Annotated in this window: 12 protein-coding genes; 11 read left to right on the top strand and 1 reads right to left on the bottom strand. The window is 62.1% G+C overall.

The features are described from left to right. Positions 1–65 precede the first annotated feature (65 nt). Both QZ408_RS12090 and QZ408_RS12085 read left to right on the top strand, forming a co-directional pair. Complete coding sequence (locus QZ408_RS12090; protein ID WP_292491856.1) at positions 66–3,614, top strand: hypothetical protein; 3,549 nt, start codon at positions 66–68, stop codon at positions 3,612–3,614. Further along, a complete protein-coding gene (locus QZ408_RS12085; protein ID WP_292491854.1) occupies positions 3,611–3,898 on the top strand; it encodes an acylphosphatase in 288 nt (95 codons plus the stop codon). The genes QZ408_RS12090 and QZ408_RS12085 overlap by 4 nt, the downstream gene beginning before the upstream one ends. Here QZ408_RS12085 and cas1 read toward each other — a convergent pair. Then, entirely contained in the window at positions 3,880–4,815 is a 936-nt protein-coding gene (gene cas1, locus QZ408_RS12080; RefSeq protein ID WP_292491853.1) for a CRISPR-associated endonuclease Cas1, read from the bottom strand. The genes QZ408_RS12085 and cas1 overlap by 19 nt on opposite strands. 453 nt (positions 4,816–5,268) lie before the next feature. Here cas1 and QZ408_RS12075 point away from each other — a divergent pair, with 453 nt between their 5' ends. From QZ408_RS12075 to wtpA, 9 genes are read left to right on the top strand one after another with little or no spacing between them, the layout of a single operon-like run. Then, positions 5,269–6,030 carry a hypothetical protein gene (locus QZ408_RS12075; protein ID WP_292491852.1) on the top strand — a complete coding sequence of 254 codons (762 nt, stop codon included), beginning with the start codon at positions 5,269–5,271 and terminating at the stop codon, positions 6,028–6,030. After that, positions 5,954–6,892 (top strand): molybdopterin-dependent oxidoreductase, encoded by a 939-nt coding sequence (locus QZ408_RS12070; RefSeq protein WP_292491851.1) that lies wholly within the window; start codon positions 5,954–5,956, stop codon positions 6,890–6,892. The genes QZ408_RS12075 and QZ408_RS12070 overlap by 77 nt, the downstream gene beginning before the upstream one ends. Then, complete coding sequence (locus tag QZ408_RS12065; RefSeq protein ID WP_365996140.1) at positions 6,889–8,787, top strand: hypothetical protein; 1,899 nt, start codon at positions 6,889–6,891, stop codon at positions 8,785–8,787. The genes QZ408_RS12070 and QZ408_RS12065 overlap by 4 nt, the downstream gene beginning before the upstream one ends. A 12-nt stretch (positions 8,788–8,799) precedes the next feature. Continuing rightward, the gene (locus tag QZ408_RS12060; protein ID WP_292491848.1) at positions 8,800–10,572 is read left to right on the top strand and encodes a hypothetical protein; all 1,773 of its coding nucleotides are present in this window, start codon (positions 8,800–8,802) and stop codon (positions 10,570–10,572) included. A gap of 36 nt (positions 10,573–10,608) precedes the next feature. Further along, positions 10,609–13,173, top strand: coding sequence for a PEGA domain-containing protein (locus tag QZ408_RS12055; protein ID WP_292491846.1), 2,565 nt, complete (start codon positions 10,609–10,611; stop codon positions 13,171–13,173). Next, positions 13,170–14,357, top strand: coding sequence for a metallophosphoesterase family protein (locus QZ408_RS12050; RefSeq protein WP_292491844.1), 1,188 nt, complete (start codon positions 13,170–13,172; stop codon positions 14,355–14,357). Before QZ408_RS12055 ends, QZ408_RS12050 begins: the two co-directional genes overlap by 4 nt. Beyond that, the gene (locus QZ408_RS12045) at positions 14,345–15,190 is read left to right on the top strand and encodes an argininosuccinate synthase (protein ID WP_292491843.1); all 846 of its coding nucleotides are present in this window, start codon (positions 14,345–14,347) and stop codon (positions 15,188–15,190) included. Before QZ408_RS12050 ends, QZ408_RS12045 begins: the two co-directional genes overlap by 13 nt. Then, positions 15,187–15,753, top strand: coding sequence for a molybdopterin-dependent oxidoreductase (locus QZ408_RS12040; RefSeq protein WP_292491842.1), 567 nt, complete (start codon positions 15,187–15,189; stop codon positions 15,751–15,753). Before QZ408_RS12045 ends, QZ408_RS12040 begins: the two co-directional genes overlap by 4 nt. Continuing rightward, entirely contained in the window at positions 15,750–16,784 is a 1,035-nt protein-coding gene (gene wtpA / locus QZ408_RS12035; RefSeq protein WP_292491841.1) for a tungstate ABC transporter substrate-binding protein WtpA, read from the top strand. The genes QZ408_RS12040 and wtpA overlap by 4 nt, the downstream gene beginning before the upstream one ends. Positions 16,785–16,861 lie beyond the last annotated feature (77 nt).

Genomic DNA, 16,861 nt, shown 5'->3' with positions numbered 1-16,861 from the left:
ATAATGGACATGCATGATGCAGAACCCACTGGAGAGCGCTGATCAAAATGGATGGAAAACCCCAGATGAAACAGAAGATCACCTCCGCAATCTCTTCCGGGGATCTGCGTGAGCTTGAAAAGGTAGTTCTGGACATATCGGAGACCCAGACAAGGAAGGAGAAGAAATCGCTCTACGAGCAGATGAATGCCGCCCTGGTAACAGCAGCGTTCGAAGAGGGGCAGCCCGAGCTCTTAAGCCAGCTCGTCGAGCCGACGAAGGATGAGATATTCGACCTCGCAAGGCGTGCCGCAGGGCTCTACACCCAGAATAAGGATGATGCCTGGTTTGGTGCAATCTTTTCCCTGGTCAATAAGCTCGACCGTAAGAGCCACCAGTCCGATATCCTCGCCGGGATCGCCCGCGACCTCGTCCAGGCCGGGGTCGATACCGGGGATATCCACTATATTGAGAAGGGGGGAGAAGCTTTCGATAAGATCAGCATCCGCAAATACCGTTCAGCAATCCTCTCCGAGATTATCCCGCTCTTCATCCAGTACGGACAGAAATACCAGAATATCGATATCATGCGGCATGCCCTCCTCGTACTTCCCGAGATCGGAGACATATCAAGGCAATCGCAACTCCATGCCGATGTGGCCCGGGCGATTGCCGGTTCCGGTATCGAGTCCGGTAACATCGACCTCGTGATCAGCGGACTTCTGAGCGCCACCGAGATCAACCAGAAGATCCGGCGCACCAACTCCATCGCCGACATCGTGGACGCCACATGGAAATCGTCGTTGAAGAAGGAGATCGCCGATGTCGAGCGGATCATAGATGCCCTTCCGGGGGTCCCGGAGGAGCGGCTCACCGAGGTCCTCGCGATCCTGACCGAGCAACTCCTCGACCGCCAGCGGGACAAGAAACAGGTCTACGCCAGACTGATCAGGCTCGACGACGAGAAACCGTGGGCGGGCCAGACCCTCGTCCTCGAACTCCTGAAGAAGGCGGAACGGAGCGGAGAACGCTGGTATCTTGAGAAAGCGTTCGAGTTCAATACCCGGAGCGCGGTGGAGGCCAAACTTCCCATCGAGGAGATCGTCCTCTCTGGGATTGCAGTCGTCGAAAAGAGCGGCAACCCGACCATCCTCCTCGACATCACGCCGCTGATCGACGAGTCCTGTGACGCAGCGAAGGCGGCTCAGCTCTACCGGCAGATCACCGACGCTCTCTCCCGGATGGGCGACTTCTACCACGCGATCGAGGTCATGAAGAAGGCCAGCACCAGCGCCCAGAGGATCAACGCCCAATTTTTCGATACCAGTGTCCGCCTGATCAAGGAGGGTATCCGGCGTGACGAGATCGACCTCGTCCGCGAGAATATCCTCGCCGCACTGGATACCGATATTACCGAATCGCTGGTACACCAGGCGGTGACTGACTTCTGCAAGGAGTATGACTTCGATGAGGTCGTCAGGCACATACCGGCCGTAAAGGAACTTGTGAGATCGCATCGGGCACAGGATCCCCTGCTCCTCGAGTGCAACACCATCCTGATCGAGCGGGGGTTCGTCAGAGAGAGAGATCCGTCGGCCCTCGTGGACCTGGTGAGCCAGATCGGAGACCCGGCTCTCCGCGAGCAGGCGATATCGACCATTGCCGTCGAGATGGCACGGATCGGCGTCGCCCGGAAAGACCGGGACCTTCTCCGGCACGCGACCGGGCTCACCTGCGAGATCGTGGATCAGCAGACACGGGCAGAGGCGCTGGGCGGCATCGTGGACCAGGCGGCGGTGCTCGCCGTGGAGGACGGCGACCTCGAACTGCTCCACGGGATGCGGGTCCTCTCCACAGCCCTGCTGGAGCGGGAATACTGCCTCTTTGCGATGGGCAAGGTCATCCACGGCCTGATCATGTACGGGATCGAACAGCTCTCGCTCCGGGCGCTGGATGAAGCTGCCCAGATCCTCTCCCAGATCACCGATCCTTCCCTCCAGCAGCATCTGGTCGATCCCCTCATCGAGGGCTACGTCCGGGTCGGGAGCCTGCAGGCGGCAGACCAGCTCTCCCGGGGAAAGACCCGGATCTTCGACGGCATGATGGAACCGTTCACGACCGCCCTGCACCTTCTCCAGACCAGCACCCCGCGTGAGGATATCTCGATCAGGATAGCAAGCTACGTCGACATCATGCTCGAGTACACGCAGGTCTATAGAAGTCCGATCTTTGCTGTCCCCATGGCTCTCTTCTCCCTGGAGATCGAGGGAGAGTACGAACGGACCGCCATGATCCAGCGGATCCTCACGTCCTTCACCAGTTACACAAAGGAGTTCGATTCGGCCGACCCCTACGAGGTTATGGCTTACCTGCTCGAGGGCATCGAGGGAGCGACGGCAGCGCCGCCGTCGCTTGAGTTGATGTATCGCCTCTTTGAGCATACCGGCGACGTCTATGCCCGGTACTCGGGAATGTACCGGATCGTGAGTGCCTACTCAGGCCTCGGCGACGAGGAGCGGGCCAAAGAGATCATCCGGCAGCTCCACGAGACCATCGGCACGATCAGTGAGCCGTCCATCCGTGCGATCATGCTCTCCGACCTTGCCGGCCTCATGGTAGGGATCGATCACAGCGCAGCCAGGGGCTACCTTGGCGAGGCTCAGGGAATGCTTGAGCTCGTCGGGCCGGAACGCGAGGCGTTCGTCAGGAAGAACCTCATCTACGCTGCACGGAGTCTCAACGCCGTCAACCACCAGGAGGAGGATGTCAACTGGGCGATAGAGCAGGTCGGCAGGATCGAAGACCCGGTCGAATACGTCGACGCTCTCGCAGCCGTCTTTGACATGGTCAGCGAACCGGCACAGAGGAAAGAGATCCTCTCGGCCATGTGCCACACCGTGGTGAGCATCCCCTCCTCCTACATCAGGCTCTCGATGCTCTTTGATGTGGCGAAGTTCGCAGAGACCTACGGCGACGAGGAGGAGATCGACGAACTCCTGGATGGCATGGAGAGAACGGCCGGATACATCCAGATCCCGTTCATCACCGCCATGACCCGGCAGCGGATGGCCCAGATGCTCTTCTCATTCTATCGGAAGAGCGGAAAACCGGCCATCCGGCAGCGGGCCGTCGATGTCGTCTCTGCCATCGATGACGACCGGATCCGGTACAGCCTGATGGTCCAGCTTGAGCAGGCGATGCCCCAGTCCTGGAAGAATACGGTCTACAGCAAGATCCTCGACTGCCGCGACAAGATCCGGAGCGGCGACTACACCACAAAGGATATGGTCACCCTCGACCGGGCGATACGGGCGGCACCCGACCGGGCAAAGCGGGCGACCTACTACACCGAGGTCTACCTCATCGCGAGGAAGGCGGGGCAGCATGAGGTTGCAGACAGGATGCTCCTCTGCGCGCTTGAAGAGGCGCGGATCATCAGGCCGCTCTCGCGGCGGGCCTTTGTGCTCGGCGATATGGCGTGCCGGATCTACGCAGAGCGCTATGAAGACCGGTCGAGAGAGCTCCTCGACATGGCCGTGAGCGAGGCCCTCAACATCCGCGACTCGACGATCCGGGATGAAGTATACGACGAACTCGATCTGTCCATGCGGATCGTCCAGGAGCACTGGCTGTGAAGACGATCGAGATCAGGATAGCGGGAAGGGTGCAGGGCGTCGGGTTTCGCGCATGCATAAAAAGGATCGCCACCAACCTCGGCGTCCGCGGCGAGGCGATGAACCTCCCCGACGGGAGAGTGTTCATCACCGCAACCGGCGAACCGGTCATCCTCGATAAGTTTGTCTCCATGCTGTACGGGTGTCCCCGGGTGGTCATCAGGGATCTCTCCCAGCGGGAGATCCCCGCCGCCGTTTACCCAGAGTTCACGATCCAGCGGGGCGCCTACCAGTACAATACGTGAAATTCGGCGTTCGTAAGAAGCGCATCCCGCAGGATGCAGACCTGCGTGTCGATGCGGGACTGGTCGATGGAGTCGCGGAACGCCGCGACAAGTCGGGTTGAGAGGTTTGCCTCAAGGTAACACCTTTTTTCGCTGCATTCGTAGTCTCCTTCCGCGATCACCTCCCGGGCAAACCTGATAACAGTGCGGTCCACCATCACCGCTTTCTGCGGTTCGATGAGGTCGTGGACGAGGCCGCCAGGCCCCTCGTGGAGCATGCCAAGGTCAGGATCGAGGTGGGCGCCGACCAGGGAGACGCAACAGTTGCCGTAGAGCATCGCGTACCCGAGTGAGAACATGGCGTTGACGGGGTCGAGGTGCGGGCGGCCCGCCCTGCGCCGAAACCCGAGCTCGGGCGGGAGCGCGCGGGAGAGGATCTCGTAGTACATATCGCCGGTCAGGCGGGAGAGCCTCCGCAGTTCCTCCATGGTGACCGAGGCCGCGAGTTCCTCTCTCGCCTGGTGGAGGAAGTCGAGTTCTCCGGCGTAGAAGATGTCGTGCCCGGCGCGGCCGTAGAGTTCCTCGATGAGGAGGAGCCTCGACTGGAGGCCCGCCGTTGCGAGCGGTTGTGCGAACCGGTGGGGGGCGGCGCGTTCCTGGGCAAGGCGCACCGCCTCGTCCGGGCGGTAACCGTAAGGATAGAGGTATCCGACGGGGATGCCGTCGATATCAAAGAACGTGATGGCAGCGCCGGCTTTGAGGAGGTTTGTCACCGCCGAGGTGTGCAGGGTATGGCCGCCGACGACAAGGAGGTGTCTCACCGCCTGGAGCGGGTAACGCCGGATGGCGCTCCCGTCTGCGATGATCAGCTCCTGTGTCGTCGCCTTGATGTGTCCCCCGTAGCCGAAGACGGGGAGCCAGGGTTCCGTCGCTGTCATTCGATCACTCTGGAAATGAATATTGGGCTGTTTTTGGTGATGAATGCATCGATTGGGCGGGATACGGCCGGATCAACCGGGATGAGGAACGGGTCGGGCCTCAGTACTTCGCTGAAGTTTTTAAGGAAGCATCCCGGGGGTCAAACCCGACTTCCCTTCGGTGCCCCTATGCTGCCAGCTCCTCGTTGCAGCGTCGCGCAGGACCGCATCGTTCGATGTCGGACGACAATGAGTGAAATGCCGGGCCTGGAGGAAGGCCGGTTGAGGTGTTAACTGCGCCAGGTTAACTCAACCAGATTAACTAAATGCAAACTTTATTCATAGCCACAACGTAGTTTAAAACGTTATCCAGGTCAACGGACTGACAGGAACGAGTTTAAAGAGAAAAAAGGTGATTTTATGGGTTATTTGGAAAAAAGAATCCAGTATGTTCTGCTCATACTGGTGGTATGCATGCTCGCGGTATCATCGGCAGCGGCAGAGACGCTCGATGATACAGGTGCAAGCCTGACGGAGAGCATCACGAGCGATATGGTCATCGTTGCAGCGACACCGCTGGAAGAGATGACCGCGGTATCTACGGAGGCTCCGGATGAACCACCAGTGCAAACTTCGGCGCTGACCGCAGAACCGGTGATACTCTTTAACGGTACGGTTGCGCTGGCAGACGGCACGTTTGAGTGTACGGCTTACAACTCCGGCACTGCTTACACCGTTCAGAACAAGACCCCGCTCGGGGCCCTCCAGGCGGTAGCGGAACGCAAGGGCCTCACGTATGATGTCACCGACAAGAAGTGGGATGCAAGCAAAATCCTCCTGCTTGACAACATCGGTGAGTACAAGTTCGTAAAGAGCGGCCCTGAGTGGACCTGCTACGTCAATGGCGCCTTGAAGGATGGCTACAGCGACTCCAACAACGCCGTCAATGTCGTGGCGCTTGCCAATGGTGACAAGGTCGTCTTCTGTTACGGCAACAGCCCGACGCCGGAGGATGCATCGGTGCTGATCAAGATCACCGTGGGTGTGGAGGACTCAGAAGAGCCGCCAGTGCAGCCCATCGACTGGACCATCACGCTCAAGGGCGCGTTGACCGAGACCATCGACCAGAAATACTTCGAGGACGGGATCGCCTGCGGGCATGCCGCCACCTACACCGATGAGAACGGCGGCGTGTGGAAGGGTATGCCCCTCTGGTACTCTCGTCGGTTTCGTTGACGATGACAAGAAATACGGATCCGGGGCGTTCAACGAAGCCCTTGCCGCAAAGGGCTACTCGGTCAAGGTCACGTCGGGCGACGGCTACTCCATCAACTTTGACGGTGCAAGCGTCGCAAAGAACGACGGGATCATCGTCGCAAACACCCTCAACGGCAGCCCGGTCCCACAGACCATCGGTGAGAAGAATAAACCCTGCTGGCCGCTCCAGATGGTCGGCCCGGCCGTGAGCGCCGGCCAGAAGGTCGGCGGCGTCGCCACGATCGAGCTCGTCGGCCTCTCCGAGCCCTCCGAAGAGTGGGAGATCACGCTCGCGGGCGCGTTCAACCGGACGGTCTCACAGGCGGAGTTCGAGGACTGGGTCAAATGCCACGGTAAGAGTTACACCGACTCCAAAGACCGGGTCTGGACCGGGATGCCGCTCTGGTACCTGGCCGGTGCCGTTGACGACATCGAGACCGGCAGCCACTGGACGTTCAACAGCACGCAGACAACCGCCGGGTACACCGTGCGGGTGACCGCGAGCGACGGGCTCACCGCCGCCTTCGGGATCGCCGATCTCGCCCGGAACGACTCGTTCATCGTTGCAAATAAACTGAACGCAACAGCGCTTACCGCAGATAACGGCGGGCCGCTGAAGTTTGTCGGCCCGGCCTCTCCGAAACAGCAGGTCGGCGGCATCGTATCGATCGCCCTTGAGGGGCTGCCGGGCGAGAGCGCCGAACCTGAGTGGACGCTCTCCCTTGAGGGCCGAAGGTTACGGATCTCCTCACGAAGGAAGAATTCAAGGCGTGCGAAGCGTGCCCTCACCACACAAAGACCTACAACGACGGGGTCAGCACCTGGACCGGCGTCACCCTGAAGACCCTCTGCGGCTGGGTTGACGACGACGTCATGCACGGCTCGGGGGCGTTCAACATTGCCCTCGCCCAAGCCGGCTACACAGTGATCGTCTCCTCGGGCGGAGAGAGCCCCTATAGCAAGGAGTTCTCCAGCCAGGATATTCTGGCAGACCCGGAGAACTACATCGTCGCAAGCAAGATCAACGGCACGGCGATCACCGGGTCCGCCTACCCGCTCCGCCTTGTCGGTGAGGGTGCGGCCGGGAGCCTGAGCGTCGGGAACGTCCAGAGGATCCAGCTCGTCGACTTCCAGAAACCGACGGAGTCACCCTCCATCCGGATCGTCAGGTACGCCTCCGACGGCAAGACGGTCGTCGAAGAGACGACGAAGACCTGTGAGTGGATGGAGAAGAACCTGAAGGTCTACGGAGATCCAAGCGGGGTCCGGCTCAGGTTCCAGGGGCCCACGTTCGTCCCTGACGACCTCTGGAACCCGGCGGAAGACATAAACCCCGGCAAAGTCGACGAAGTCGTGAAGGGGACCGCGATCAGGGACCTCTGCGACCTCGTGGGCGGAGTCCCCGAGGGAGGCGAGATCGAACTCATCGCGTCCGACGGCAACAAAGTCGCATTCAACTACACCAACGTCTACACCCCGCTCGAGCGGCAGGGGGAGGCGATCGTCGCCTGGTGGACAGAGCGGCAGGGCTACGTGCCGGACTACCGTGACGGCCCGCGCCTCTTCTACAACACCCCCGACGGCATCTTCGGTGCCGACGATATGCGGGCATGCCTCGCCGAAGGCTACCGGCACTATTATCACGACTCCGGCATCCAGTATCCCTCGGCAGCCGGCGTGTCCAACAAGAACATCGCGACCATCGCGATCAAACCGGGCCCGCGGGAAGACTGGAGCCTCACCCTGACCGGCGCCATCGCCGACACCATGAGCCGGTCCTACTTCGAGTCGGGCAAAGCCTGCGCCATGGCCGGGCACGGCGCAACCTGGACCGACGGCGACGGTAAGGTCTGGTCGGGCATGCCGCTCTGGGTCCTCTGCGGCTGGGTCGACGACGCCAACAAACACGATTACGGGACGGACCCCTTCCGTGACGACCTCGCGGATGCGGGCTACAACGTGACCGTCATCGACTACGGCCCCGACGGTGTGAAAGGCACCGATGACGACTTCTCCTACACGTTCAACAGTTCGTTCGTGAAAAGGAACAAAAACATCATCGTCGCCGACGAGATCGACGGCGCACCGCTGCCAAACGACGGCAAAACCTGGCCGCTGAAACTTGTCGGCTCCGCCCTGACCTCGAACAAGCAGAAGGTCGGGAGCATCGATGAGATCGTGCTGACCGGTGTGCCGATCGTTGTGGTGCCGCCCACGGCCGATGCTACGATCTCCCTTAAGGCCGGCTGGAACTTCATATCAGTGCCGAAATTGCTCTCAGCCGGAAACAACACCGCTGCGATATTCGCCGATGTCGACCGTGAGCAGCACAGTATCTGGCAGTATAACGCCGCGATAAAGGACTGGAAGAGAGTGGCGGAGACCGATCCGGTCCTCCCGCTCGACGGCTACTGGATCTATTCGGCTCGCGATATGAAGGTCCCGCTACACTTCAACGGCGACGCGATCAGAACTCCGCCCGCAAAAATGCTTGCCAGAGGCTGGAACGCCGTCGGGTTCACCGACACCGAGCCCGCCACGGCGCGTGATACCCTCCTCTCGCTCGGTGATATGTGGACGCAGGTGATCGGGTATAACGCCGGTATGCAGCAGTACGAGACATCCATCATACGGGGCGGGTCGGGCAATCACGCCGATACGCAGGAAATGCTGCCGACGAAGGGCTACTGGGTCTACCTGCGCGGTGAGAGCGAACTTGCCGCGATCGGGGCGTAACGGAGTGAATTCATGGATATCAGGCATATCCTATCTCTCCTCATCCTCTTTTCCCTGGTCGGCACGGCAGCCGCCCTGCCGGTTCTGCCCGATGAATTTGCCGGCAGCGTCATGCTTGATGGAAAAGCCGCACCTGCAGGAGCCACCATCACCGCCAGGATAGACTGGAACGAACGGGGGTCCACGGTCACCACAACAGCAGGAGAGTACGGACCCCTGGATTCCCCGGGCGTCCTCGCGGTCAGGGCGACGGAAGACGACCTCCGGCATTCGGCTTCCCCGATCATAACCTTCTGGGTGAACGGCCATAAGGCCGATCAGGAGGTCGCGTTTACCGGGGGAACAGCCCGGCGGCTCGACCTCTCGGCCGTCACCGGAGGGGGGGACGACCAGGCGCCGGTAGCGTCCGACAGGAGCTCGTTTGAGATCGGGGGTGTCGAGATCACGGATACCGGCGGGGGGCAGCAGATTGTCATCGATAACAGGACCGTCCTGGGCAGCATCGCCACCAACGAGACTGCCATCACCCTGAGCAACGTGGACGGGTGGGAGGAAGTGGTCATCTTCACCAGGGAGAGACCCGCCGGGGATGTGCAGATCACCGGCACCGTCGAGAGCGTCCATGCCCGGAGCAGCCCGATCAACACCGGATCGGCCTGGGCACAGGTCGACCTTGAGATGAGCAGACACCCGGGCTCAACCGCTCAACTCGACACGACGGTCTTTCAGAACCCCGATGCTGACGAGCAGGAGGCATTCGGAACCGTCGTTTACCAGATGACTGGCAAAAGTATCAACAGCTTTGCGTATGTCCTGAACGTACAGAAGACGAACGTCGCGAACGAAGGGGACGGCGGCGTCATCAGGGCCGCAACGATCAGGATGGCGGCCAGCCCCGAATGGGTTGCCAGCATGGGCGGCGTGGATGACGTCGTCATCCTGCGGCGGGCCGATGGCGGCACAACGACCAGGCTGGATACACGCTACACCGGTCGCGATGCTGCCGGGAACTATATCTTTGAGGCCGTATCTCCGGGCGGCCTCTCGGCATTCGCGCTGGTTGCTACAAAAGTTCCGGGCAGCAATACAGGAGACAACAGTGGCGGGCCCAGTGGCGGTAGCAGCAGTTCCTCCAGAGACCCCGGATCGGAGGTGAAGTATGACCCGGGAACCCCGGCTACGCCGGAGGTGTTCTCCGGGCATGCACCCCTCACCACATCAACGGCCGGGGTGGTTCTCGAGTCCGTGATGGTCAGGAGTGATGAAAAGAAAGGGGCCGTGACGATTTTTGAGGGCACCGTCGCCCTCGATAGCGCCGGCAACCCCCTCGGCGAGGTGACCTGTAGAGAGGTCGCCCCGGCCGACGTTCCGGCAGCTCCGCCGGGAACGACGGTTGCTATCGCCCTCAACTGCGGTCCTGCGGGCGCTACGTTCAACCCGCCGGCCGTCCTCACCTACACCCTCTCCGCGGAAGAGTGGGCGAAGATCGGTGAGGGTACCATACCAAAGGTGATGTGGTACAACCCGGAGGCAGGGGAGTGGAAGGACATCCCCGCCACGGTGGACCCCGCCACGCGGACGGTCACCGCAGAGGTCTCGCACTTCAGCATCTATGCCCTGGTATGGACCGCCCCGGAGACGGTGGTGGCAGGAGCAGAGGGGACCGTGACTCCAGGCGGAGAGGCAGCCGGGGAGCGCGGTCCTGCACTCCCGGTCTGGGCGCTGGCCCTCGTTGTCGTGCTGATCGCCGCACTTGCAGCATTCCTCGTCATGAGGAAGAAGTAACTACCACCCCTTTTTCGGGCATTCAAGAGTAAAACCATGGTATCAGCGCACATACACGGCACCTCCCGGCGCCTGATCATCCTCTCGCTCTGCCTGCTCCTGGCACTGGCAGCCCCGGTTGCCGCGGCCCCAACGACCGAACTCCGCATCGCAAAGATCGCAGCCGATGGGGTCACCGTCATAAACGAGAAGACGGTCGACTACCGCTGGCTCGAGCGGAACCTCCCGGTCCAGGGTGACGGCGTGACCCACTACTATCATCAGGGGCCGGTCTTTGAAAAAGTCTGGGAAGAAAAGCATCCCGACAAACCCTATGACCCCTGGAACCCGGGTGAGGACATCAACGTCGAAGAGAAGGATATGGGCTCGGTGAAGGGGACAGACCTGAAAGATATCTGCGAGCTTGTCGGCGGGATGAAAGACGGCGAGATAGTCAGGGTCCGAGCGATTGATGGAATGTCGAAGACGTTCCCCTACAAGAATGTCTACGAACCGGAACCCCGGCAGGGGCCGATGGTCATCACCTGGTATAAGGCCGCTGAGGGGTATGTTCCCGATTACTCCTCAGGGATGCGCCTGATCTTCTTCGCGGATACGTCGACCAACCCGAACAGCACCCATGTATTCGGCGTCTGGGATATGCACGAGTGCTTCGACCCCGAATACTGGTACTTCTTCCAGCCCAATCTCCCTACCACCACGGGCCCTTCCGTGCAGTGGATCAGTGATCTCATCATCTACAGCGACGAAGAGCCTACCGGGAGCATCCTCGTAAACTCGACTCCCGCCGGGGCCGCCGTCTATATCGATGATGAGAAGGCCGACGGTGTGACCCCCTGCACCCTCTCCGGCATCGAGGTTGGTAGCCATTCCGTCCGGGTCGAGATGGAGGGGTTCATCCGGCCGGATGAAAAGCGGATCACCGTCAACGCGAGCGCTATCACGGAGGTCGAATTCAACCTCACCGCCGAGACCGGGAGCATAGCCGTATCCTCCGTCCCGACGAATGCGAGCATCTACCTCGACGGAAACGCGACAGGGGCACGGACCAACGCGACCCTAGAGGCGGTTCCGATTGGCAGGCATACGGTCGAACTCGTTATGCCGGGCTACCGGAACGTGACCCGGACAGTCGACGTTGAGGAGAACTGGTGTAGTATCCTCAATCTGATCCTCATCCCTGAAAACGGCACTGCAGGCAAAGCCGCCGCCGGGACCGGGCGGATCACCGTCTCTTCGGTCCCGACGAACGCGAGCATCTACCTTGACGGAAACGCGACGGGGGCCCGGACCAACGCAACCCTGGAAGCGGTCCCGGCCGGCGGGCATACGATTGAGCTTGTGATGCCCGGCTACCGGAACGCCACCCGGACCGTCATCGTCGAGGAAGGTGGGCATACCGCCCTTGATCTGCTCCTCTCCCCGGCAGGCGGTGAGGCCGGAGCGAACACCACGGGCCGCGGTGAGCCCATAACCGGGCACCCGGCACCGAACAACCCCATAGAGGCTTTCATCGAAGCCGTCCTCGCTTTCGTGAGCGGATTGTTCTCGTTCCTCGGAATGGGAGAGGGTACGATAACCCCGGCGGAGCCGGAGAGCACCCCCGTCCCCGGCGAGGGTGCGATGACCTCCGTGCCGACCGGCACCCCGGTGCTCCCCGCACAGGCGCCGGGTGAGACGCGGAGCATGAAGAATCACTCCGGCGGGCTCTCCATCGACTCCTACCCTCCGGGCATGACGATCATCATCGACAACAAAAAGCTGGTCTGGAAGACGCCCCAGGTCGTCTACGGCCTTCGTGAAGGCCTGCACACCATCAGTGTCGAGGAGAGCGACCCTGATAGGAACAGGGAAGATTCCGGCTACCGGTTTGAGGCGCTCCAGGCCTGGGTTTACCCCGATGCGGTCGCACCGGTCTTCCTCGACGGCCTGACAAACCAGATCAAGAAGACCGTCCGGATAGGTTCGGAGACCTATCAGGGCGAGAAGTTCACGGTGAACGGGTTCTTCCCGGCCGGCACCATCCCGGGCGATGCCGGGGTCGAAGGCGCAAAGTCCTGGATCACCGTCTTCTGGAACGGAACCTACCGCTCACACGCGATCCCCCCGGGCATCGCGACCGGTGAGACGTACACGGCAGAACCGCAGAGCGAAGATGTCGTCTCGATCAGCATCCGGTCAAGTCCCGAAGGTGCCGCGGTCTTCATCGACGGGTTCCCCACCGGGAAGGTCACGCCATGCCGGGTGGATGGTCTCTCCCCCGGCCAGCACCGGATCCTGGTTTCAAAGCCCGGCTACCTCCCCGCCGAAGAGGTCATCGGGATACCGGAGAAAGCCAGAACCGGAGGCTCTATCACCTGTACGCTCCGGGAGTACACCCACGGAGATCTCCTCGTCGAGAGCACGATACCGGATGCGAAGATCTATCTCTACGGCCGGTATACGGGCGAGAAGACACCGCACACCTTTCCCGGGATGAGCATCGGCACCTATGAGGTCAGGGTCGTCTCTGAGGATGACTCCAGGACGATCGATGATGTGCTGGTGACGCCGGGAGAGACGACGCGGCGTATGGTGGCTCTGAAGGAGGAACACCGGTGAGCAGATACCAAAGCCTCCTCCTGGTGGCCGTGCTCCTCGCGCTCCTCGTCCCGGCGGCATCGGCGGCCATCGCCTGGGGCCCGTATGTCACGAACACCACCACCGGTTCGGCGACAGTCACCTGGAAGGCGACCGGCGAGGGAGCAGGGTGGGTCGAGTACTCCCCCGGGGGCGACGAGGTCTACCGCGTGGCCTCCTCCGGGGAGGGGGGCATGCATCGCGTGCTGCTCACGAACCTTACACCGGCGACCACCTACCGCTACCGGGTCGGCACCGGGAATGAGACGACGGGGGACTGCAGGTTCCGGACATTCGGGGACCGGGTGTTCACCTGCATCATATACGGCGACACCCGGGGGCAGAAACCCTCCTTCACCCAGGCCGGGCGGCACGGCCTGGTGGCGGAGAGGATAGCCGGGGAGGAGGAGATCCTCTTTGTCATCCATACCGGCGATTTCGTCTGCGACGAGTCGGAGTGGGACGAGTTCTTCGCCGTAGCAGGGCCGGTGCTCAGGAACACGACCCTGGTGCCGGTGGCGGGCAACCACGACGGGTCGGCGGAGGCCTTCTCCGCCATCTTCGGCCTACCACCCTGCTACTCCTTCGACGCCGGCAGCCTCCACGTGACTGTCCTCGACAGCAACGACCGGGCATGGGCAGACATGGAGAGGCAGACCGCATGGTTGGAGGAAGACCTCGCATCTCCCCTGCCCCGGAAGATCGTGGCGTTCCACCACCCACCGTTCAGTTCCGACCGGAAACATCCCGGCGGCGATCTGGCGATCAGGGCCGAGTGGAGCGACATCCTCTCGCAAAACGGTGTCGATGCGGTCTTTAGCGCGCACACCCATGCCTATGAGCGCTACCGGGCGGGCGGAACGGAGTACTTCGTCGTCGGGTGCGGCGGTGCCCCGCTCTACCCGCTCTCCGGGGAGAAGCCTGAGGGGTACCAGGCAGGCCGCGAAGGGACGCTTGGCTACGTCCGGGCCACCGTCAGCCCGGAATCGATCGGCATAGAGATGGTGCCGGTCGCAGAGGTCAGGGAGGACGATGGGGTGACGATGCACCCGGGAGGGGCCGTCATCGATACCGTCCGCCTCCCGGCGGGCACGGCCGGCGGGTGGTGGAGCGCGCTCGCATCCATCCCCGGCGTACCGGAACTATTCGGATTATGGAGACGATGATCATGCAGAAGAAACTGATATGGACGCTGCTCGCGCTCCTCTGCGTGAGCATGCTGGCGGGCGCCGCCGATGCGGCGCCGACAACCGAACTGCACGTTGCAAAGATCGCATCCGATGGGGTTACCGTCATAAACGAGACAACGGTCGACTACCGCTGGATGGAGAAGAACCTCCCGGTCCTCGGTGACGGCGCAACCCACTATTACCACCAGGGGCCGGTCTTTGAGGGGGACAAGTGGGATCCCCTGGAGACGACGAACTTCAAGGACAGGGGGGCCGTGAAGGGAACGAACATACGCGACCTCGCCGAACTGGCCGGCGGCGCCGGGCCCGGAGACGAGATCATGGTCCGGGCGGCGGACGGCTACCACATTGAGTTCGCCTACCGAAACGTCTACGAACCCGACCCGCGCCAGGGGCCCATAGGGATCTGCTGGTACAACGGCGCCGAAGCAGGAGCAGGTGAGCGGCAGGGGTGCGGCTACGTCCCTGACTACTACACCGGGATGCGTCTCGTCTTCTTCGCGGACAACTCGACCAACAGCGAGGGGCTCAACGTCTACGGAAACTGGGACATGCACGAGACCCTCCCCGAATCGGCGCAGCACTTTTACGACCTCTACCCCTCCACCGGCGGCCTCACGGTGAAATGGGTGGACGAGGTCCGGGTCTACACCGGGGGTTTCCCGGGCGAACGGGGGGCCCTTGCGGGATCCCTCAACACCCCGGAGGCGAAGGCGACGACGGAACCGGCGAAAGCCCCGCTCTCCCTCGTGGTGACGCTCACAGCGGCACTCGGGGCGGCGGTGCTCCATGCCCGGAGAGGGGCGTGAGTCTGGTGCGCCGGGCCTGTCTCCCTCTCATTCTGGTGCTGATCGGTGTTCTGGCCCTCGTGGCCGGGTGCACCGGTACCGGATCTGCTGACGACTACCCGGCCTGGAACCTGACGCTTGCCGGGGACCAGGAGCGGGTGCTCACCCATCCCGAACTCAGGGCGCTCCCGGCCGCCGAAGGCTACGGCTACTCGGTCTCGACGGTGGGCATCAAATACGGCCCGAACCGCTACCGCGGCGTGCTCCTTGCCGATCTCATCGAGATGGCGGGCGGCGCCGGCACGGACGACCTGATCTACGTCTCCGCAGAGGACGGCTATCTCTGGGTCTTCGATAGGGACCAGGTGAACGGAAAGGAGTTCTTCACCTTCGATGAGAACCTCCGGGAAGTCACCCCGCCGCCGCTCCGCGTGATCCTGGCCTACGAGCAGGATGGAAAACCGCTGGCCTACGAAGACGGCGGACCGCTCCGCCTCGTCGTCATCAGCGAGAACTCCGACGTCATCACCGAAGGGAGCTCGTGGGTGAAATGGGTCGACCGGATCGAGGTCCACAGAAAATGAACCGTTCTCCGGCCCTCGCCGTGCTCGTCCTCGCCGTGTTCGCGGCATCTGCAGGCTGCACCGACACAGGCTCGGAGCGCACCACGCTAATGGTGATACCGGCAGGCAGCCTCCTTGCCCCGCTCGAGGATATAGAGGCCGCCTTCGAGAGCCAACACCCGGAGATCGATGTCAGGATCGAGGGGCACGGGAGCATCCAGGCTATCCGACAGGTGACGGATCTCGGGAGGGAGGTCGACGTCGTTTTGGTCGCTGACGCCTCGCTGATCCCGGATATGATGTACCTGCCGATGAGCGAGGGAGAGGGGAATTACACCGACTGGTACGTTCCCTTTGCGGGGAATGAGGTGGTGGTCGCGTACACCGGCCGGAGCGCCGGGGCGGACGAGATCACGGCGGAGAACTGGTACCGGGTCCTCTCCCGCCCGGGCGTGCGGGTAGGGTTCTCAAACCCCATGCTTGATGCCTGCGGCTACCGGGCGATCATGGTGACGGCGCTTGCAGAGGAGCATTACGGTGAACCCGGGCTCTTTGAGGCCGTCATCGGCGGCTCCTTCAACCCGCCCATCACGGCAGTCCGGACAGATGGTATAACGACGATCGCCCTGCCGGAACGGATGAGGCCGGCGGACGAGAAGGTCGCCGTCCGGGATGGGAGCATCTACCTCCTCTCGCTCCTTGATGCCGGCGGGATCGATTACGCCTTTGAGTACCGGAGCGTCGCGGAGGAGCACGGGCTCCGGTGGATCGACCTTCCCCCCCCGATCAACCTCGGTTCTGCGGAGCACGCCGACGACTACCGGAGGGTGCACGTGAACCTCGGGTTCCAGCGGTTCCGGTCCATCGGGAGCGAGCGGATCGGGCAACCGATCGTCTACGCGATGACCGTCCCGAGAAATGCGCCGCATCCCGACGAAGCGCGAATGTTTGTGGACTTTGTCCTCGACGCGTTCCGTGAAGGAAAGGCCGGATGGCCCGACCCGGTGCGGCCGGATCCGGAGGCTGCCACGGTGTACCATGCTACGGATTGACAAACCTTTTCCGCACCGGCCGCCCATGTAGAGGTAGCGTATGCCCGGCGGCGCGGCTCGAGCAGGTCACACCGTAT

Source organism: Methanoculleus sp. 10 (genome assembly GCF_913757945.1).
Lineage (GTDB): Archaea > Halobacteriota > Methanomicrobia > Methanomicrobiales > Methanoculleaceae > Methanoculleus.
Note: the sequence above shows the minus strand (reverse complement) of the source record. Positions and strands in the feature narration are given on the sequence as shown.

Excerpts from the sequence above, each read along its gene's own strand:
- QZ408_RS12090 (WP_292491856.1), top strand. The coding sequence starts at position 66 with ATGAAACAGAAGATCACCTCCGCAATCTCTTCCGGGGATCTGCGTGAG.
- cas1 (WP_292491853.1), bottom strand. The coding sequence starts at position 4,815 with ATGACAGCGACGGAACCCTGGCTCCCCGTCTTCGGCTACGGGGGACAC.
- QZ408_RS12075 (WP_292491852.1), top strand. The coding sequence starts at position 5,269 with ATGCTCGCGGTATCATCGGCAGCGGCAGAGACGCTCGATGATACAGGT.
- QZ408_RS12070 (WP_292491851.1), top strand. The coding sequence starts at position 5,954 with ATGCCGCCACCTACACCGATGAGAACGGCGGCGTGTGGAAGGGTATGC.
- QZ408_RS12060 (WP_292491848.1), top strand. The coding sequence starts at position 8,800 with ATGGATATCAGGCATATCCTATCTCTCCTCATCCTCTTTTCCCTGGTC.
- QZ408_RS12055 (WP_292491846.1), top strand. The coding sequence starts at position 10,609 with ATGGTATCAGCGCACATACACGGCACCTCCCGGCGCCTGATCATCCTC.
- QZ408_RS12045 (WP_292491843.1), top strand. The coding sequence starts at position 14,345 with ATGGAGACGATGATCATGCAGAAGAAACTGATATGGACGCTGCTCGCG.
- wtpA (WP_292491841.1), top strand. The coding sequence starts at position 15,750 with ATGAACCGTTCTCCGGCCCTCGCCGTGCTCGTCCTCGCCGTGTTCGCG.